Here is an 18,533-nt window from a genome sequence, read left to right as displayed (position 1 = left end):
GAGTTGCAGGCACGGGTGAACTCTATCCGCTCAGGAGAGCGGAGCGAGGTTCTCCGAGCCTCACCGGCGACGCGCCCGCCGAGCAACCGGTGGCCGGACGGCCCCGATCAGGCCAGGCGGGTGACGGCGGCGTTGAGGGACTCCAGCTTGGACATGAAGTGCTCGTAGCCGCGGTCGATGAGGTTGACGCCCTCGACCCGGCTGGTGCCCTCGGCGGCCAGGGCCGCGATGAGGTGGGAGAAGCCGCCGCGCAGGTCGGGCACGACGATGTCGGCACCGGTCAGCGGGGTGGGACCGGAGATGACCGCGGAGTGGTAGAAGTTGCGTTGACCGAAGCGGCACTCGGTTCCGCCCAGGCACTCGCGGTAGACCTGGATGGTGGCCCCCATCTTGCGAAGTGCGCCGGTGAATCCGAAGCGGTTCTCGTAGACGGTCTCGTGGACGATGGACAGGCCCTGGGCCTGGGTGAGCGCCACAACGAGGGGCTGCTGCCAGTCGGTCATGAAGCCGGGGTGGACGTTGGTCTCGACCACGATTGAGTGCAGGTCCCCGCCGGGGTGGTAGAAGCGGATGCCCTCGTCGGTGACGTCGAAGGCGCCTCCCACCTTGCGGAAGGTGTTGAGGAAGGTGGTCATGTGGCTCTGGTGGGCGCCGCGCACGAACACGTCTCCGCGGGTGGCCAGGGCGGCCGAGGCCCAGGAGGCCGCCTCGATGCGGTCGGGCAGGGCCGAGTGGGTGTAGCCGCACAGCTCGTCGACGCCCTCGACGTGGATGGTGCGGTCGGTGTCCACCGAGATGATGGCGCCCATCTTCTGCAGGACGTCGACCAGGTCCATGATCTCGGGCTCGACGGCGGCGTTTCGCAGCTCGGTCAGCCCGTGGGCACGCACAGCGGTGAGCAGGGTCTGCTCGGTGGCGCCGACCGAGGGGTAGGGGAGCTCGATGACGGTGCCGTTCAGGCCGGCCGGCGCGGTCAGCCGGATGCCCTGGGCCTGCTTGTCGACGGTGGCGCCGAACTGACGCAGGATCTCCAGGTGGAAGTCGATGGGACGGTCGCCGATGCGGCAGCCCCCCAGGTCCGGGATGAAGGCCTCCCCCAGGCGGTGCAGGAGCGGGCCGCAGAAGAGGATCGGGATGCGCGAGGAGCCGGCGTGCGCGTCGATGTCGGCCATGTGGGCGGACTCGACCTTGGAGGAGTCCAGCTGAAGCACGCCCTCGCGCTGGTCGTAGTCGATGCTCACACCGTGCAGGCTCAGCAGCCCCGAGACCACGTCAACGTCGCGGATGAGTGGGACGTTGCGCAGCACTGAGGGGGATGATCCCAGCAGGGCCGCCACCATCGCCTTGGGAACCAGGTTCTTGGCTCCCCGGACGGTGATCTCACCAGTCAGCGGGCGACCGCCCTCGACCTGGAGCAGACCGTCGACCATGCGCACCTCCATGACGTCATCTGGGCGTGCGGCGCGCGTGAGCCGGGTACCCATCCTCGCGCGGGCGCGCGAGGCCGTCCCAGCATAAGCGCACCCGAGGACCTCCCAGGACCGTTTTCAGACCCGTATCAGGTGGCCTTCGACTCACAGAAAGTCCCGATCAATACCCGACGACGCCGTGCCACTTCCGATGAAATCCGACGCAACGGGCCTCGACCTCGGCAGAGACCTCGACGGATCCGCTCGCCGTCAGGGCCGGGGCATGTCCGCGGCCCTGGCTGAGACGACCTCCTGGGCGGGCAGGTGCTTGGCCGGCAGCGTGCGCGGCTTGAAGGCCGGGCGGGCCTCCTCGTAGGCGCGAATGGCGTCCTCCTGGGTGAGGGTCAGGGAGATGTCGTCGAGCCCCTCCATGAGAATCCAGCGCACGTAGTCGTCGATGGCGAAGGTGCAGCGGAAGGATCCGGCCTCGACCGTGCGGTTCTCCAGGTCCACCGTCACCTCGCTGCCCGGCTCGGTCTCGAGGATCTTCCACAGCTGCTCGCAGTCCTCCTGGGACACGACCCCGGCCACCAGTCCCTGCTTGCCGGCGTTGCCGCGGAAGATGTCGGCGAAGCGGGGAGCCAGGACCACCTTGAACCCGTAGTCCTTGAGCGCCCACACGGCGTGCTCGCGCGAGGAGCCCGTGCCGAAGTCGGGGCCCGCCACGAGCACGGAGGCCCGTTTGTAGGCCTCCTGGTTGAGGATGAAGTCGGGCTCGCCGGCCCGCCAGGAGGCGAACAGGGCGTCGTCGAAGCCCGTGCGCGTGATGCGCTTGAGGTACACCGCCGGAATGATCTGATCGGTGTCGACGGCGCTGCGCCGCAGCGGGGCGCCGATTCCCGTGTGCCGGATGAACTTGTCCACAGCCCTTGTCAGCTCCTTGCCTTACGTCTCTTCGTCTCTTTCCCGGGCCGGGCGCTACAGCACGGTCACCGGGAGCATGATGGACGCCGGCTGCGGCACCGGCGGAACCGCCGTGACCACCGGGATGTCGTCGGCCCCCAGGGCCGGGCCGTCATCGACGGCGTCGGACTCCTCCCAGCCGGCGGGCCGCGGAGGCAGGTCCCCCGGGGCGGACAGGGCCCCGCGCACGGCGGTGGCCGCGGCGACGACGGGAGAGACCAGGTGGGTTCGTCCGCCCTTGCCCTGGCGCCCCTCGAAGTTGCGGTTGGAGGTGGAGGCGGCGCGCTCCCCGGAGGAGAGCTTGTCCGGGTTCATGGCCAGGCACATGGAGCAGCCGGCGTTGCGCCACTCGGCGCCGAAGCTCTTGAAGACCCGGTCCAGGCCCTCGGCCTCGGCCTGCAGCCGCACCCGGGCGGAGGCCGGCACCACGAGCATGCGCAGTCCGTCAGCCTTCTTGCGTCCGCGCACCACCTCCGCGGCGGCCCGCAGGTCCTCGATGCGGCCGTTGGTGCACGAGCCGATGAAGACGGTGTCGACCTTGATGTCGCGCAGCGGCGTCCCCGGGACGAGATCCATATACTCCAGGGCCCGCTCGGCGGCGAGCCGCTCGGTGGCGTCGGCGATGTCCTCGGGGTCGGGGACCGTGGCGGACAGCGGCAGGCCCTGCCCGGGGTTGGTGCCCCAGGTGACGAAGGGCTCAATGTCCTTGGCCTCGAGAACCACCTCGGTGTCGAAGACGGCGTCGGGGTCGGTGCGCAGACTGGACCAGTACTCCACGGCGGCGTCCCAGTCCTCGCCGACGGGCGCGTGGGGACGCTCCTTGAGGTAGTCGAAGGTGGTCTGGTCGGGGGCGATCATGCCGGCCCGGGCCCCGCCCTCGATGCTCATGTTGCAGATCGTCATGCGGGCCTCCATCGAGAGCTGCTCGATGGCGCGGCCGCGGTACTCGATGACATGCCCCTGGGCGCCGTTGGTCCCGATCTTGGCGATGATGGCCAGGATGATGTCCTTGGCCCCGCTGCCCGAGGGCAGGTCGCCGTCGATGGTGACGCTCATCGTCTTGAAGGGGGCGATGGGCAGGGTCTGGGTCGCCAAGACGTGCTCGACCTGGGAGGTGCCGATGCCGAAGGCGAGCGCCCCGAAGGCTCCGTGGGTGGAGGTGTGGGAGTCGCCGCAGACGACGGTCATGCCGGGCTGGGTCAGCCCCAGCTGCGGGCCGACGGCGTGGACGATCCCCTGGTCGGCATCCCCCAGCGAGTGCAGGCGCACCCCGAACTCGGCGCAGTTGGCCCGCAGGGTCTCGATCTGCGCGCGGCTGGTGACGTCGGCGATCGGCAGGTCGATGTCCAGGGTGGGGGTGTTGTGGTCCTCGGTGGCGATGGTCAGGTCGGTGCGACGCACCTCGCGGCCGGCCAGACGCAGCCCCTCGAAGGCCTGGGGGCTGGTGACCTCGTGAACCAGGTGAAGGTCGATGAACAGCAGGTCGGGGGCGCCGTCGCTCCCCTTGGACACCACATGATCACGCCAGACCTTCTCGGCGAGAGTCATTCCCATCGACTTCATCCTCTCAGAAACAGGTGTTCGCAACCGCGCCGGCCTCAGACAGGCCCTGAGACCCCGTTGGGACTTCCCTGGGACTCTGCACAGACTGCGAGAGGCGGCCGCGCCGCGCCCGGGGTCATCGACTGCCGCCTCGACCCCAGGATGCTGACACTGTGCCGCTTCCAGGGATGACCCTAACTTGAAATCTCATACCTTGAAATGCCAGTATCAGATTATGGACAGCTCCTTAGAGAACGACAGCAGCGGCGTCGGCGTGATCGACAAGGCGGCCCTGGTGATGAGCGCACTCGAGTCGGGCCCGGCGACTCTGGCCCAGCTGGTGTCCGCCACCCACCTGGCCCGCCCCACGGCGCACCGCATCGCGGTCGCCCTCGAGTTCCACCGTCTAGTCACCCGCGACCCCCAGGGGCGCTTCATCCTGGGGCCCAGGCTCACCGAGCTGGCCAGCGCCGCGGGCGAGGACCATCTTCTGTCCGCCGCCGGACCGGTGCTGGCGGCTCTGCGCGACAAGACCCACGAGTCCGCCCAGCTCTACCGCCGTCAGGGCGACGTGCGCATCTGCGTGGCCAATGCCGAGCGCCCCATCGGGCTGCGCGACTCCATCCCCGTGGGCGCCACCATGTCCATGCAGGGCGGCTCAGCGGCTCAGGTGCTCCTCGCCTGGGAGGAGCCCGACCGTCTGCACCGCGGCCTGGTGGGAGCCCGGTTCACCGCCACGATGCTCTCGGCGGTCCGACGTCGGGGATGGGCTCAGTCGGTCGGCGAGCGCGAGCCGGGAGTCGCCTCGGTCTCGGCGCCGGTGCGCGGGCCGGGAGGCAAGGTCGTGGCCGCGATCTCGATCTCCGGGCCCATCGAGCGCATGGGGCGCCAGCCCGGCCGCGTCCACGGCCATGTGGTCATGGCGGCAGCACGCCGGCTGTCCGAGGTGCTCAGCGACACCGGAGCGGTCTGAGTCACCTCGCGGCCCGGGGCCTCAGCCCGGAACCGCTCGCGCACGGGTGCGGCTAGCGCGCGCCTCTCAGGTCGATGGCGCGCAGGTAGGCCTCGACGTTCATCTGCACCACGGAGCCCCACTCGGGCAGGGGTTCGACCTCGTAGTTGTGCGCCTTGATGCGCTCGAGCAGCTCGTCGTCGCCCAGGAGGGCCGCGAGCTCGTGGGCCAGCCCGGCGTCGTCGTCGGCGAGGAGCCCGTCGACGCCGTCGGTGACGAAGTCGCTGACTCCGCTGGAGCGCAGGGCCACGACCGCCAGTCCGGCGCTACGGGCCTCGAGTGTGGAGATGCCGAAGGAGTCTGCCGGCGAGGTCTGCAGGTAGATGTCAGCCCGTGTGAAGGCCCGGGCGAGCTCGCTGCGCTCAACGCGCCCCACGAGGGTGATGCGGTCAGCCAGGCCGGAGTCGGCGACCTCCTGGGTGAGCCGGTCGCGCAGCGGGCCGTCACCGTAGACCTTGAGGACGGCGTCGCACCCCGGGGTGCTCCTGACCGCCTGGGCGAAGGCGCGCACGACCTGCAGGGGGCGCTTGCGCTCGATCCATCGCAGTGAGGCGACGACCGTGACCGGCCGGTGGGGTCTGCGCTCCTGAGGACCGGGGCGCTCCAGGCGCCAGTCGTCGATGGTGATGCCGTTGGGCAGCACGGTCACCGGGTCGTGGGCGCCGGCGCGCCGGACCTCGGCGGCGAGCATGGAGGACACGGCCGTCAGGTCGGCGCCGCCCCGCTGCCACAGCCGTACGGGGCTGAGCGGCCCCAGCATCCCGGCCACCGGCGCCCACGGCCCCAGCACGCAGTGGAAGGAGACGGCCAGCGGGAGCCCGGCCCGACGGGCCGCCGCGATGCCGGACCAGGCGAAGGGAGAGACAATGCCGACGTGGGCGTGAACGACGTCGGGGCGCAGACGGGACATGAGGGCATCCAGCTCGCGCCCGGCCCGCGGGTGGACGGGCAGCTCACTGGGCAGGTGAGCGGTGGTGCGGTAGACGGGGAAGCCGTCATCCCTCTCAACGCTGCGACCTCGATCGTCACCGACGGGAGTCGCGGTGACGACGGCGGGCTGGTGACCGGCCGCCCTCAGGTTGCGGGCGAGGTCCCGCACCTGGGTCTCGATGCCGCCCAGTCGCGGCGCGTAGCAGTCGGAGACGATGAGGACGCGCATGACCTCAAGTCTGCCATGCCCCTTGCGCCGCAGGGCCCGCAACGGCGAGCAGGCGGGTGTCGCTAGGAGGCGGCCTCCGCGCGACGCAGCTCGGCGATGGCGTTCTCGAAGTCCTCCAGGGAGTCGAAGGAGGAGTAGACCGAGGCGAAGCGCAGGTAGGCGATCTGGTCCAGCTCACGCAGGGGGCCGAGGATCGCCAGACCGACGTCGTGGGAGTCGACGAGGGCCTGACCTCCCGCGCGGATGGCCTCCTCGACCTTGTGCGCCAGGAGTGCGAGCTGGTCGTCGGAGACGGGGCGCCCCTGGCAGGCGCGCCTGACCCCGACCATCACCTTGTCACGGCTGAAGGGCTCGACGACGCCGGAACGCTTGCGGACCGACAGGCTGGCGGTCTCCAGCGTGGTGAAACGACGTCCGCACTGCTGGCACTCGCGACGACGACGGATCGAGGTGCCGTCCTCCGCGGTCCGGGAGTCGACGACTCGAGAGCCGTCATGACGGCAGAAGGGGCAGTGCACGCCTGCGACCTCCGATCTCACTGGACTACCTGTCAGTCCATCGGAGAGTAAACGCCCGGTGGGCCGCCCCGCAAGCCTGCTTCACACTGCGGCCCGCAGCCGGGCTCTCAGGCCGCGGGCACCTCAAGGGTCTGCCCGGCACGGACAGTTGCGCCCTCCAGATCGTTGAGCTCGACGATCCGGGCCACCATCCCCGAGACGTCCGAGGTCCCGCTCGCCGCGGCGATCTCCCACAGGGACTGACCGGGACGAACCACCGTCGTAGTCGTCCTGGCCGGCGCCTGAGCATCCGCAGCAGCAGAGGTCGGCGAGGCCAGTCCTGCCAGGCCCCCGACCGTGAGTCCGCAGCAGGCGAGCACGACCGCCGCGATGACGGCAAGGGATCCACCGCGAAGGAGGCGCAGGCCCGACCCGGACCGCTGCCGCCCCTCCTCCCGCCACGGTGAACCGGCTGCACCCTGCCGATCACCCTGCGGGGCGCCCTCTCGCCGAGCATCGTCCCACCGAGCATCGTCCCGCAGCCTGGCGGCGCGTACCGCCGGGTGCTGGGGAGCCAGCCTCTCCAGCTCTGACCGGCGGCCGCGCAGGGACGCAGGCCTGGAGGGTCGACGCATCGACGGCTCCGTCGACCCGGAAACAGGCGCTGCCGCGGGGCGGCGCGCGGCGTCATCGGCGTCACGACGGGCCGGGACCTCGGGGACGAAGTCATCGGTGACCAGCCGCAGCCGGGGCCGGGAGGAGGGCTGCGCACCAGCCGACCCACCGAGCCGTCCAGCGGCCTGCCCACCGGTGCGCCCGCGAGCCTGGGCCCGAGATGCCGAGCGGGGCGGGATGGCGATGGCGCTCATAGCTACCTCCTGAACACATGTTCGACGAACGTTTGTTCGATACACTAGCGCCTGAAGCGCAACACGTCCAGCACTTCTTCGAACATGTGTTTGAATCGTGGTCGTCTCAACGCTAGGCTTGACATATCCAAGACGATCACGGAGCACCGACATCTATTCCGCGCTCTTAACGCCTCCGGGTGTGAGGGCCGTCCGGCAGGGAGGGCCAGGACATGAGCACCACAGCAGACCAGGGCGCCGCACCGGCGTCGGCCCCGCGCGCCGGTGCGCACGCCTCCGGGGCAGGCGCAGTCGCCGAGGTCGTCAACGGCCTCGACAGGCGCGCCCGCGCGGTCTACGAGGCGGTCCGCGAGGCGATCGCCGCCCACGGCTATCCGCCCTCCCTGCGGGAGATCGGCGAGCAGGTGGGGCTGACGAGCCCGTCCTCCGTCAAGCACCAGCTGGACAAGCTCGAGCGCCTGGGCCTGGTGCGCCGGGACCCCAATCGTCCTCGGGCCATGGAGGTCGTCTCCGCCAGCGGCACCGGTGACCGTGAAGACGCCTCCACGGTCACCGCGCAGACGGTCCCGCTCGAGGCCGTCCGGGTCCCGGGCATCGAGGACGGGGAGGCGGTCGCCGTGCCGCTGGTGGGACGAATCGCCGCCGGGACCCCGATCCTGGCGGAGCAGGATGTGACTGACGTCATGGCGCTGCCTCGCCGCCTCACCGGCGAGGGCGAGCTCTTCATGCTGGAGGTGCACGGGGACTCGATGATCGAGGCGGCCATCTGCGACGGCGACTGGGTGGTGGTGCGCTCACAGCCCGATGCGGCCAACGGCGAGATCGTGGCGGCCATGGTCGAGGACGTCGACGGCGCCTCGGCGACGGTCAAGGTGCTCTCACGCCGTGACGGTCACCAGTGGCTGCTCCCCCGCAACCCCAGCTACGCCCCGATCGACGGCGACCGTGCCACGATCATGGGCAAGGTGGTCACGGTACTCAGGTCGCTGTAGGGCTCACTCGTCGGCCGGGTCAGGACCGAGCCCACACCACAACCCTGCACAAGCCCTGCACGGCTGAGGGCCCGCCCCGGTGAACGGGGCAGGCCCTCAGCGTCTCAGATCGGCGGCTCAGTAGCCCAGACCGCGGGCGACCTCACGCAGGTGGTCGGCGGAGGCGGTCAGGCGCTCCTTCTCGTCGGCGGTCAGGGGCAGCTCGAGGCGGCGCCCGGCGCCCTCGCGGCCCACGATCGTGGGGACGGCCATGCACACGTCGGAGATGCCGTGCCAGTTGTCCAGCAGCGGGGAGATGGTGAGCACCCGCTGCTCGTCGTTGAGGACGGCCCCGATGATGCGCTGGACGGCCAGGCCGACCGCGTAGTTGGTCGCACCCTTGCCCTCGATGATGCGGTACGCGGAGCGGACGACGTCGTGGGCGATGCGCTCACGCTTGGCCTCGTCGAACACGCCGCCGTCGAGGGTGGTGCCCCACTGGGTGATCGGCACGCCGCCGATCTCGGTGGAGGCCCACAGGGGCACCTCGGAGTCGCCGTGCTCACCGGCGATGTAGCCGTGGATGTTCTGGACGGCCGTTCCGGTCTCCAGGGAGATGAGGTAGCGCATGCGGGCCGTGTCCAGCACGGTGCCTGAGCCGAAGACCTGGTTCTCGGGAAGGCCGGTGATCTTCTTGGCGCAGTAGGTCACCACGTCCACCGGGTTGGCCACGAGGACGAAGATGGCGTTGGGGGCGACCTCGACGAGCTTGGGGAGGATCTTCTCCATGATGCCGACGGTGGCGCCGGCGAGCTCGAGGCGGGACTGGCCGGGCTTCTGCTTGGCGCCGGCGGTGATGGCGATGACGTCCGCGTCGCGACAGATCTCGGGGTCGTCGGAGCCCGAGACGGAGCCGGCGGAGGTGAACTGGATTCCCTGGGCGATGTCGAGGGCCTCGGCCTCGACCTTCTCCTTGACGATGTCCTGCAGCACGACCTCGCGGGCAACGCCCTTGGTCACGCAGGCGTAGGCGAGGGTGGAGCCGACGGCCCCGGCGCCGATGACGGCGACCTTGGAGGGACGGCCGGAACGGTTGGTGGGGTAGGAGCCTTCAGCGGTAGTGGTGATGTGGTCTGACACGTTCTTCTCCTCAATGGGATCTGCTGGGCAGGACCGCAGGGGCGAGAGCACCCGCTCGCGCCAAGCCTACGTGCAGATCCTACTGAGGGGCACATACCTAAGGGCCCACCCGGCAGGTTCGCTACGCCTTTGGAACCTCACCGCGGCCGGACAGGCGCCCGAGGGCGGCGCGGACCACATCGGGCTTCGTCGTCGGCCACAGGGCGGGCATGGAGCGAGTGAGGAATCCCCCGTAGCGGGCGGTGCGCAGACGCGAGTCCAGCACGGCCACCACGCCGCGGTCCTGGCTGCGGCGGATGAGGCGGCCCGCCCCCTGGGCCAGCAGCAGCGCGGCGTGGGTGGCCGACACGCTCATGAACCCGTTGCCCCCGGCGGCCACGACGGCGTCGGTACGGGCCTGGGCGACCGGGTCGTCGGGGCGGGGGAAGGGGATGCGGTCGATGACGACGAGGCGGCAGGTGGGCCCGGGCACGTCCACGCCCTGCCACAGCGAGAGGGTGCCCACCAGGCAGGCGGCCTCGTCGTCGGCGAAGGCCTGCACGAGGGTGGGCAGCTGGTCGTCCCCCTGGGCGTAGACGGGCAGGTCGGTGGCGCCGCGCAGCACCTCGGCGGCCTCCTGCGCGGCGCGCCGGGAGGAGAAGAGTCCCAGCATGCCGCCGCCGGAGGCCTCGACCAGGGCGAGCATCTCGTCCAGGGCGGCCTCGGAGATGCCGGCGCCGGGGCGCGGCAGGTGGGCGGCGACGTAGAGGATTCCCTGACGGGGGTAGTCGAAGGGGGAGCCGACGTCGATGCCCTTCCAGGGCTGCTCGGCCAGGGTCAGTCCCAGGGCCCGGGCCATGGGGTCGAAGCTCTCCCCCAGGGCGAGGGTCGCCGAGGTCATGACGCTGGTGCGCCCGTTCAGCAGGTGGCCGGCCACTGAGCCGGCCACCTCGATGGGCGCCAGGAGGAGCCGTGGGGGCTCAGCGCCCATGCGGGGCCGCTCGATCCAGGCGACGTCGCGCCCCTGGGCCACCGACTCCGAGGTCATGCGGTCCAGGGCGTCGACCAGGTCACCGACGGCGGTGCGGGCGATCGCCAGTGCCCCGGCGGCCTCGCCGGAGCGCTCGCGGCCTAGGGAGCGGGCCTGGTCGCGCACGTCGGAGGCGACCTGTCGGGCGGCGCCGGCCAGGATCACGAGCGCGTCGTGCAGGGCGGCGGGTATCGGCGCCTCCAGCCGGCCGTCAGGCAGCTCGGCCAGGGCGAGCTGGAGGGTCTGTCCGGCGGACTCCAGCTCGCTGACGACGACGGAGGCATGCTTGCGGGCGGTGGCGGCGGTGCGGGCCACGGCGGCCGCTGACAGGGCGATGGTGCCCTGAGAGCGGACCCGGTCGGCCAGCTCGTGGGCCTCGTCGACGATAAGGACCTGGTGGTCGGGCAGGACCCCGGGGTTGCCGGCCACGACGACGCCGAGCATGGTGTGGTTGGTGACCACGAGGTCGGCGCGGGAGGCGGCGGCGCGGGCCAGCTCGGGGAAGCACTCAGCCTTCAGGGGGCAGGACTGGCCCAGGCACTCGGCCCGGGAGACGGAGACCTGCGCCCAGGCCCGCTGGGAGACGCCGGGGACGAGGTCATCGCGGTCACCGGTGTCCGTCCTGGTCGCCCACTGGCGCAGGCGCACCACCTGCTCCCCCAGGCTCGCGTCGCCTCCGTGGCCCGCGGCCGGTTGGGCGATGGCGTCGCCGACGCCGAAGAGCGCGGACTCGTCCTCGTCCTGCGGGTAGCCACCTTCCAGGCGGTGGCGGCACAGGTAGTTCTGCCAGCCCTTGAGCAGCGCCACCTCGGGGCGGGTTCCGGTGACCTGCTCGACGGCGTCGGCCGCCAGGGGCGCGTCCTTGGTGAGGACCTGCCGCTGGAGGGCCAGGGTGGCGGTGGAGACCACGACGCGGTTGCCGGTCTCCACGGCGTGGACCATGGCGGGCACCAGGTAGCCGAGGGACTTTCCGGTTCCGGTGCCGGCCTGCACCAGGAGGTGGGTGCCGTCGGACACGGACCGGGCGACCTCGCCGGCCATGGTGGTCTGGCCCCGACGGGGGCTACCGCCTATGGCTGAGACGGCGGTGTCCAGGGCGTCCAGGACCCTGCGGTCACTGGAGCCGTCGGCATCAGGCCGGCCCGGCTGGTCCGGCTCGGTCGGGGTCACGACGGCTCTAGCCGACGGTGGCGCCTGTGGCGACGCCCTCGATCTCGGCGGCCAGGGCTGCGCCGACGCGCGCCACGACGCGGGTCCCGGTCTCGACGTAGTCGACCGTGTCGATCTCGCCCTCGGCGTGGACCCGGGAGACGAGGTCGCCGCGCGAGTAGGGCACGACGGCGTCGATGCTCACCTGAGGGTGGGGCAGCATCTGCTCGATGCGGGTGCGCAGCTCCTCGATCCCCTCCCCCGTGCGGGCTGAGACCGCCACTGCTCCGGGCAGGCCGGTGCGCAGCGCCGCCAGGGTGACGGCGTCGGCGAGGTCGACCTTGTTGAGGACGATGAGCTCGGGGACGTCCAGGGCGCCGGGGATCTCGGACAGGACGGTGCGCACGGCCGCCACCTGGCCCAGGGGGTCGGGGTGGGCGGCGTCGACGACGTGGAGCACGAGGTCGGCCCCGGCCACCTCCTCCAGGGTGGAGCGGAAGGCCTCGATGAGCTCGTGGGGCAGGTTGCGTACGAAGCCGACGGTGTCGGTGAGGGTGTAGGTGCGCCCCTCGGAGGTCTCGGCGCGCCGCACGGTGGGGTCGAGGGTGGCGAACAGGGCGTCCTCGACCATGATGCCGGCCTCGGTGAGCCGGTTCATGAGGGAGGACTTGCCGGCGTTGGTGTAGCCGGCGATCGCCACCGAGGGGATGGCACCGCGCCGGCGCGAGCCCCGCTTGGTCTCTCGTGAGGGGGCCATGGCCTGGATCTCGCGGCGCAGGCGGGCCATGCGCTGACGGATGCGACGCCGGTCGAGCTCGATCTTGGTCTCTCCGGGGCCGCGTGAGCCGATGCCCTGGCCCGCGGCCACGCGGCCCCCGGCCTGACGGGACATGGACTCGCCCCATCCGCGCAGGCGCGGCAGGAGGTACTCGAGCTGGGCGAGCTCGACCTGGGCCTTGCCCTCGCGGGACTTGGCGTGCTGAGCGAAGATGTCCAGGATGAGGGCGGTGCGGTCGACGACCTTGACGCCGACGACGTCCTCCAGGGCCCGCCGCTGGGAGGGGGCGAGCTCGCCGTCGACGATGACCGTGTCGGCCCCGGCCGCGGCCACCACATCGGCCAGCTCGCGTGCCTTGCCGCTGCCCAGGTAGGTGGCCGGGTCGGGGTGGTCGCGTCTCTGGACGAGGGCGTCGAGGACCTCGCTGCCGGCGGTCTGGGCCAGGGCGGCCAGCTCGCGCAGGGAGGTGTCAGCGTCCTGGAGGTCCCGCGTCTGCGGGGCGCTGCCGCCCGGGGCACCGGTGGCGGGGCCATGGGGACGGGGCAGATCCAGGCCGACCAGGACGACCTTCTCCAGGCGGACCTGGCGGTACTCGACCTCGCTGACGTCCTCCAGCTCGGTGGACAGGCCGGCCACGCGGCGGCGGGCGGCGCGGGCCTCGCGCTCAAGGGCACCGTCGTCGGAGTCGTTGGCCTCTCGGCGGTCGGCCTCCCGCTCGTGCTGGGCGGCGGTGGAGGCCAGGGCGGTCCCGGTCCGGGACAGGACCCTGGCGACGACGTCCTGAACATCGCGGCTGTCACGGCCGTCGCGAGCGTCCTCGGGGGTGGAGGGGGTACGGGAGTGGTTCTGGGTCACAAAAAGTCCTTCGTCGTATGCCTGCGCCCCTTCGATGGGGCGCGATGGTTCTGGCGGGAGCGGCGTCGACCGCCGTGTCAGCGCATACGAAGGATCCACATGGGGGTGATGCTACTGCCCCCGGGCCGGTGAGGCCACCCGCGCACTCAGGCGGCGCGTCGGGCCAGCAGCGGGGTGAGCAGGAGGCCCCCGGCGAGTAGGACCAGGGACGGCCACAGCCGGGCGGTCTCGACGCCGGCCGTGGTGGGGGCGACGAAGGCCGTGGCGGCCGTCCCCAGGACGGCGCCGCCGGCCGCCCCGGCGATCGTCACGGCGGTGGCCGCCTGGGCGTGGGTGATGCCGTCGGGCTCGGTGGGATCGGTGACGATGCGGTTCATGGTGTCCAGGTGGGTCAGGCCCATGCCGATGCTCGCCACGCCGTATCCCACAGGAAGTCCCCACCAGCCCCACCACTCCGGTCGGTCCAGGACCGTGGCCACCATGACGGCGGCGCCGAGCCCGAAGAAGACCGCGGCCAGCGCGGTGCGGCGCCGGTAGTTCTGCGGCTCGCGCGCCGGGTGGGCGCCGCAGGCGATGGCGGTGGCCGACCAGCCGATGCCGCCGGCGGTCAGTGCCCAGCCGGTCTGGGTCGGGCTCATGCCCAGGACGTCGTGGGCGCTGGGGGCCACCAGGTAGTCCAGGGTCAGGAAGAAGGCGCACACCCACAGCAGGGTGGCGATGCCCGCGCGCCTGCCGGCCGCCAGGCGCAGGGTCCCCTTCGGCAGGACCCGCGAGCAGGACCAGAGCACCAGCGCGGTCCCACCGGAGACGCCGGGCCAGAACCAGGGTCCCGAGGCGCGCAGCGCCCCGATGAGTGCCACGCCCGTGGCCATGGCCACGGCGGGCAGCCACGGGACCGGCTCATCGCCGCCCGCGCCCTCGTCCTCGTCCAGACTGAGGTCGCGGACCTGACCGGCCATGACGGCCCGGGCCGCGATGAGCAGGGGCAGGTAGACCACGAGGGCCCAGCGCCAGCCCCAGGAGGCGCTGATGCCGGAGGCGTAGACGGGGCCGACCAGGGCCGCCAGGACCCACATGCCCGAGCCGGCCGCCAGGCACAGCCGCCTCCAGGCGTCGGGCAGACCGGCCACCATGACCCCCATGGTGGCCGTCGCCAGGGCTCCGGCGGCCAGGCCCCGCAGGATCTCCCCGAGGACGTAGGCCTCGATGTTCGGGGCGAGGGCTCCCACGACGGCGCCGACCACCAGCAGGGCGGTGAGCGCCGTCATGAGCCGGGCGGGGCGCCACCGGGTGAGCATGGCCCCGCCCAGCGGCATCGTGAGGAAGGCGGGGACCTGGGCGGCGGCCGTCACCAGTCCGTAGGAGCCGCGCTCGCCCATCTCGGTGGCCAGCAGCGGCAGGACCGTCTGGTTGAGGTAGACCTGCATGCCCGCCAGCAGCTCGACGACGAGCACCGCCAGCGCCAGGCGCCCCGCCCGCGAGCCGAGGAGCGCTCCGACGGAGGGACTGGTCGAGGAGCGGGCGGGGGCGGTCATGCCCGTCAGGGTACGCGGGTAGCCTGGCCCGCGTGAGCGAGCACTACTTCACCGCCTCCCCCGCCGTCGAGGCCGAGGAGCGCACCCACCGCTTCACGATCCGCGGCGTGGAGCACACGGTGGTCACGGCCTCCGGCGTCTTCAGCGCTGACCGTCTCGACAAGGGCACCCAGGTCCTTCTCGACCACGTCCCCGATCCTCCGCAGACGGGTACCTTCCTGGACCTGGGCTGCGGCTGGGGGCCGATCGCGCTGGCCCTGGCCGGCGCCGCCCCCGGGGCCACGGTCCTGGCGGCCGATGTCAACGAGCGCTCACTGGCCCTGACCGCCCGCAACGCCGACGCCGCGGGCCTGGGCAACGTGCGCGTCCGCCCGGCCGAGGAGCTGCTCGCCTGGCTGCGCGAGACCTCGACGTCGGTGGACCTCATCTGGTCCAACCCGCCGGTGCGCATCGGCAAGGAGGCCCTGCATGACCTCCTGCTGACCTGGCTGGCGCTGCTGTCCGACGACGGCGAGGCCTGGTTGGTGGTGCTCAAGAACCTGGGGGCGGACTCGCTGGCGGCGTGGCTGACCGGCCAGGGCTGGGACGTGAGCCGACAGGCGTCCTCGAAGGGCTTCCGGGTCCTGCGGGTGCGCCGCTCACCGAACGGGCCGGCTGACGGCTGAGCGGTCGGCTCTCGGTCCTCGCGGCTACCGACGTCGTCGGGCGGCCAGTCGCAGGTCGACGACGGCGACCACGGCCGACACGGCGATGGCGCCCACGACGGCCAGGAGCCCCGCCTGGGCGGCGGCGTCCCACCCCGAGGAGTGCGAGACGCGGAAGGTCAGGCCCGTGATGGCGGCGATGCCGATGGAGGTGCCGATGCGCTCACCGGTCTGGAGGATGCCGCCGGCGGCGCCCGCGTACTCCAGGGGCACGTCGGCCAGAGAAAGCGTCTGGTTCGGGGAGACCACGAGGCCCTGCCCCACCCCGAGCACGAGGAGCGTGAGGGTGAGCCACCAGGGGCTCCAGCCCGCGCTCGCGTGCATGCGGATGACGCCGACGCTGGCCAGCAGCCCGGCCATGCCCAGAACCATGCCGCCGAGCACCATGACCCGTCCCACCCGGATGACGCGGCGGCCGGCGACGGCGGCCGCCACCGATCCCGCCAGGGCGGCCGGGACCCCGATGAGCCCGCTGGCCAGGGCGGTCGAGCCCAGGCCGGCCTGGACGTACTGGGCCACGATGATCCACACCGAGGTGTAGCCCAGGAAGTACACGGCGATGGCCAGGCTCCCGTAGGCGAAGGACGGGATGGCCAGGAGGCTGAGGTCCACCATGGGGGCGCCGCCCCGGTCACGGTAGCGTCTCTCCCAGGCCACCCAGGCGGCGATGACGCCGATGCCGGCCGCTTCCAGGCCCCAGACCCAGGCACCGGCCGAGGCCTCCATGAAGGGGATCATGACCAGGAGCGTGCCGGCGGCGAGCAGCACCATGCCCACCGGGTCGAGGTCGACTCCGCTGCGACGAGGCGCCTCGGCGCCGTCTCCGTGATCCGCACGGTCCTTGCGCCCTTCAGCGTCCTGGCGGCGCCAGGCGGAGCCCGGCAGGTATCGGCGCGCGGCCCAGATGCCGAGCAGCACGAGGGGGACGTTGATGAGGAAGGAGGCTCGCCAGCCCCAGTCGCCTCCGAGCCAGCCGATGAGCCCGCCGCTGAGCACCGGCCCCACCGCCACCGAGACCCCGATGACGGCGCCGAAGAGCCCGAAGGCCCGCCCTCTGGCCTCTCCGGAGTAGAACTGCTGGATCATGCCGGCCACCTGCGGGTTGAGCAGTCCGGACCCGACTCCCATGACCACCCGGGCCAGGTTGAGGGTGACGACGTCGGGGGCGAGCCCCGAGGCCAGGGACCCGATCCCGAACAGGATCATGCCGATGACGAAGATCCTCCCCCGCCCCATGACGTCCCCGGCGCGTCCGGCCGGGACGAGGACGACCCCGAAGACGAGGGCGTAGCCGGACACGACGAGCTGGAGCCCGGCGGTGCCGGCGCGCAGGTCCTGGGAGACGGCAGGGAGGATGACGTTGACCGAGGAGACGGCCAGCAGCGTGACGAAGGCGGGGATGAGCAGCGTCGGCAGGAGCCGCCGGTGGTCCGGGGCTGCTGGCTCGGTGGGGGCTGAGGGGCGTGAGGGGGGCACCCCGAGAGGCTACCGCGCCCTGATCCGCTCAGGGACGCTCAGGGGTGCGCAGGAGCTCAGAGCTGTGAGGCCGCCGCGTGCTCGACGTCGTGCTGCGCCTGGCTGGGCTCCTCCGGTGCCGGCGTGGACCAGGCCCCGGACCGGACGTCCAGGGCGATGCCGATCCCCAGGGCGATGAGTGCCGGCAGGATCCAGCCGGTGGAGTCGCTCCACAGCCCAGTGCGCGCAAGCAGCCTGCTGGGCCCGTCCCAGCCGGCGGCGGTGATCGCGGAGACGGATCCGAAGATCCCGGCAGTGATGACGCACCACTGGTAGGCGGCCCTGAGCCGGCCGGGGGCCAGAGCGTCGACGAGCGTCACCGTGACCAGGGCGATGGCGAAGGGGTGGAGCAGGTACAGCAGGGGTCCTGCGATCTTGAGGATGGCGCTCAGTCCCAGGTTGGCCAGGGTGAAGGAGACCAGGGCGCAGGCTGCGAGCTGCCGGTTGAAGGAGATGGCGGGCCAGGCGGTGTAGGCGTATCCGGCCCAGGACGCCAGCAGGCCGACCGCAGTGGTCAGGCAGGCCAGGATGACGATGGCGGCGAAGATGACGACGCCGGAGGTCCCCAGCGTCGAGGAGGCGGCGTTGCGCAGCAGCTCAGTGCCGTCCTTGGTGTCGGTGGTGATCTCGCCGCGGGTGCGGGTGCCCAGGACGGCCAGACCGATGTAGACCAGTCCCAGGAGCGCCGCGGCGATGCCCCCGGACAGGATCGTGCCGCGCACCAGGCGCTTGGGGGAGGTCAGGCCGCGCTCGCGCAGGGAGGTGATGACCACGATGCCGAAGACGGTGGCCGCCAGGACGTCCATGGTGAGGTAGCCCTGGGTCAGGCCGGTGGTCAGGGGCGCGCTCGCGTAGGGCTCGATGGCCTGGCGCTCCACACCGGGGGCCGCCAGGACGGTGACGCCGCACAGCAGGGCCAGCAGCGCGGGCGTCAGCCAGCGGCCGACGCGGTCGGCCAGGCGGCTCGGGCTGCGGGCGATGCCGAAGGCAACGGCCATGAACACTGTCACGTGCACCAGCAGGGCCAGGCGGGAGCCGTGCATTCCCCACAGCTCGAGGACCGGTCGGGTCGCCAGCTCGTAGGCGACCGTGGTGACGCGGGCGATGGCGTAGAGCGGTCCGATCGCCAGGTAGACCGCCAGGGGCATGACCAGGCCGAATCGGGGTCCCACCCGGCGTGCCAGCCCGAGGATGCCCTCACCGGAGGTGGAGACCGCCACCACGGTGATGAGCGGCATGAGGACCCCGGTGGCCAGGAATCCCGCCATGACCGGGATGAAGGACTTCCCTGAGGCGGCTCCCAGCAGGGGCGGGAAGATGAGGTTGCCGGCCCCGAAGAACAGGGCGAAGAGCATCAGCCCGGTCGGCAGGATGGTGCCAACGGCGCTGCGGTTGGATAGCTGGGTCATGGTGGTCGGTTTCTCTT

Annotated in this window: 15 protein-coding genes; 3 read left to right on the top strand and 12 right to left on the bottom strand. The window is 71.9% G+C overall.

The features are described from left to right. Positions 1-107: 107 nt before the first annotated feature. The 3 genes from murA to leuC all read right to left on the bottom strand — a co-directional run bounded on the left by murA (position 108) and on the right by leuC (position 3,926). Entirely contained in the window at positions 108-1,430 is a 1,323-nt protein-coding gene (gene murA / locus EL340_RS01920) for a UDP-N-acetylglucosamine 1-carboxyvinyltransferase (protein WP_126413184.1), read from the bottom strand. A gap of 249 nt (positions 1,431-1,679) precedes the next feature. Further along, positions 1,680-2,333, bottom strand: a complete 654-nt coding sequence (leuD, locus tag EL340_RS01915) for a 3-isopropylmalate dehydratase small subunit (protein ID WP_126413183.1) — start codon at positions 2,331-2,333, stop codon at positions 1,680-1,682. 54 nt (positions 2,334-2,387) lie between these two features. Then, entirely contained in the window at positions 2,388-3,926 is a 1,539-nt protein-coding gene (gene leuC, locus EL340_RS01910) for a 3-isopropylmalate dehydratase large subunit (protein ID WP_126413182.1), read from the bottom strand. Between the two features lie 223 nt (positions 3,927-4,149). Between leuC and EL340_RS01905 the strand changes: the two genes are divergently transcribed. Beyond that, a complete protein-coding gene (locus tag EL340_RS01905; RefSeq protein WP_126413181.1) occupies positions 4,150-4,887 on the top strand; it encodes an IclR family transcriptional regulator in 738 nt (245 codons plus the stop codon). A gap of 52 nt (positions 4,888-4,939) precedes the next feature. On the opposite strand, the gene EL340_RS01900 is transcribed toward EL340_RS01905, so the two are convergent. From EL340_RS01900 to EL340_RS14860, 3 genes are all read right to left on the bottom strand, one after another. Next, entirely contained in the window at positions 4,940-6,085 is a 1,146-nt protein-coding gene (locus EL340_RS01900; RefSeq protein WP_126413180.1) for a glycosyltransferase family 4 protein, read from the bottom strand. A 62-nt stretch (positions 6,086-6,147) separates the two neighbouring features. Then, positions 6,148-6,603 (bottom strand): transcriptional regulator NrdR, encoded by a 456-nt coding sequence (gene nrdR, locus EL340_RS01895; RefSeq protein WP_126413179.1) that lies wholly within the window; start codon positions 6,601-6,603, stop codon positions 6,148-6,150. A 107-nt stretch (positions 6,604-6,710) separates the two neighbouring features. After that, positions 6,711-7,451, bottom strand: a complete 741-nt coding sequence (locus EL340_RS14860; RefSeq protein ID WP_164719327.1) for a LysM peptidoglycan-binding domain-containing protein — start codon at positions 7,449-7,451, stop codon at positions 6,711-6,713. A gap of 212 nt (positions 7,452-7,663) precedes the next feature. On the opposite strand from EL340_RS14860, the gene lexA reads away from it, so the two are divergent. After that, the gene (gene lexA / locus EL340_RS01885; RefSeq protein WP_126413178.1) at positions 7,664-8,443 is read left to right on the top strand and encodes a transcriptional repressor LexA; all 780 of its coding nucleotides are present in this window, start codon (positions 7,664-7,666) and stop codon (positions 8,441-8,443) included. A 117-nt stretch (positions 8,444-8,560) separates the two neighbouring features. On the opposite strand, the gene EL340_RS01880 is transcribed toward lexA, so the two are convergent. The 4 genes from EL340_RS01880 to EL340_RS01865 form a co-directional block, all read right to left on the bottom strand. Further along, complete coding sequence (locus EL340_RS01880; RefSeq protein ID WP_126413177.1) at positions 8,561-9,562, bottom strand: L-lactate dehydrogenase; 1,002 nt, start codon at positions 9,560-9,562, stop codon at positions 8,561-8,563. 121 nt (positions 9,563-9,683) lie between these two features. After that, a complete protein-coding gene (locus tag EL340_RS01875) occupies positions 9,684-11,741 on the bottom strand; it encodes an ATP-dependent DNA helicase (RefSeq protein ID WP_126413176.1) in 2,058 nt (685 codons plus the stop codon). A 7-nt stretch (positions 11,742-11,748) separates the two neighbouring features. Beyond that, positions 11,749-13,353, bottom strand: coding sequence for a GTPase HflX (gene hflX, locus EL340_RS01870; protein WP_126413175.1), 1,605 nt, complete (start codon positions 13,351-13,353; stop codon positions 11,749-11,751). 146 nt (positions 13,354-13,499) lie between these two features. Next, positions 13,500-14,888 carry an MFS transporter gene (locus EL340_RS01865; RefSeq protein ID WP_126413174.1) on the bottom strand — a complete coding sequence of 463 codons (1,389 nt, stop codon included), beginning with the start codon at positions 14,886-14,888 and terminating at the stop codon, positions 13,500-13,502. 32 nt (positions 14,889-14,920) lie between these two features. Here EL340_RS01865 and EL340_RS01860 point away from each other — a divergent pair, with 32 nt between their 5' ends. Continuing rightward, positions 14,921-15,553, top strand: a complete 633-nt coding sequence (locus EL340_RS01860) for a class I SAM-dependent methyltransferase (protein ID WP_126413173.1) — start codon at positions 14,921-14,923, stop codon at positions 15,551-15,553. Positions 15,554-15,577: 24 nt separating this feature from the next. On the opposite strand, the gene EL340_RS01855 is transcribed toward EL340_RS01860, so the two are convergent. Both EL340_RS01855 and brnQ read right to left on the bottom strand, forming a co-directional pair. Beyond that, positions 15,578-17,068 carry an MFS transporter gene (locus tag EL340_RS01855; RefSeq protein WP_126413172.1) on the bottom strand — a complete coding sequence of 497 codons (1,491 nt, stop codon included), beginning with the start codon at positions 17,066-17,068 and terminating at the stop codon, positions 15,578-15,580. 56 nt (positions 17,069-17,124) lie between these two features. After that, positions 17,125-18,516 carry a branched-chain amino acid transport system II carrier protein gene (gene brnQ / locus EL340_RS01850; RefSeq protein WP_126413171.1) on the bottom strand — a complete coding sequence of 464 codons (1,392 nt, stop codon included), beginning with the start codon at positions 18,514-18,516 and terminating at the stop codon, positions 17,125-17,127. Positions 18,517-18,533 lie beyond the last annotated feature (17 nt).

The organism is Actinomyces viscosus, from assembly GCF_900637975.1.
Classification (GTDB): domain Bacteria; phylum Actinomycetota; class Actinomycetes; order Actinomycetales; family Actinomycetaceae; genus Actinomyces; species Actinomyces viscosus.
The sequence above is the reverse complement of the archived record's forward strand: the minus strand, read 5'-3'. Positions and strand labels throughout refer to the sequence as shown.

What these genes read in the sequence shown, in the direction of transcription:
- murA (WP_126413184.1), bottom strand. Translation starts at nt 1,430, where the DNA reads ATGGTCGACGGTCTGCTCCAGGTCGAGGGCGGTCGCCCGCTGACTGGT.
- leuC (WP_126413182.1), bottom strand. Translation starts at nt 3,926, where the DNA reads ATGGGAATGACTCTCGCCGAGAAGGTCTGGCGTGATCATGTGGTGTCC.
- EL340_RS01905 (WP_126413181.1), top strand. Translation starts at nt 4,150, where the DNA reads ATGGACAGCTCCTTAGAGAACGACAGCAGCGGCGTCGGCGTGATCGAC.
- EL340_RS01900 (WP_126413180.1), bottom strand. Translation starts at nt 6,085, where the DNA reads ATGCGCGTCCTCATCGTCTCCGACTGCTACGCGCCGCGACTGGGCGGC.
- EL340_RS14860 (WP_164719327.1), bottom strand. Translation starts at nt 7,451, where the DNA reads ATGAGCGCCATCGCCATCCCGCCCCGCTCGGCATCTCGGGCCCAGGCT.
- lexA (WP_126413178.1), top strand. Translation starts at nt 7,664, where the DNA reads ATGAGCACCACAGCAGACCAGGGCGCCGCACCGGCGTCGGCCCCGCGC.
- EL340_RS01865 (WP_126413174.1), bottom strand. Translation starts at nt 14,888, where the DNA reads ATGACCGCCCCCGCCCGCTCCTCGACCAGTCCCTCCGTCGGAGCGCTC.
- brnQ (WP_126413171.1), bottom strand. Translation starts at nt 18,516, where the DNA reads ATGACCCAGCTATCCAACCGCAGCGCCGTTGGCACCATCCTGCCGACC.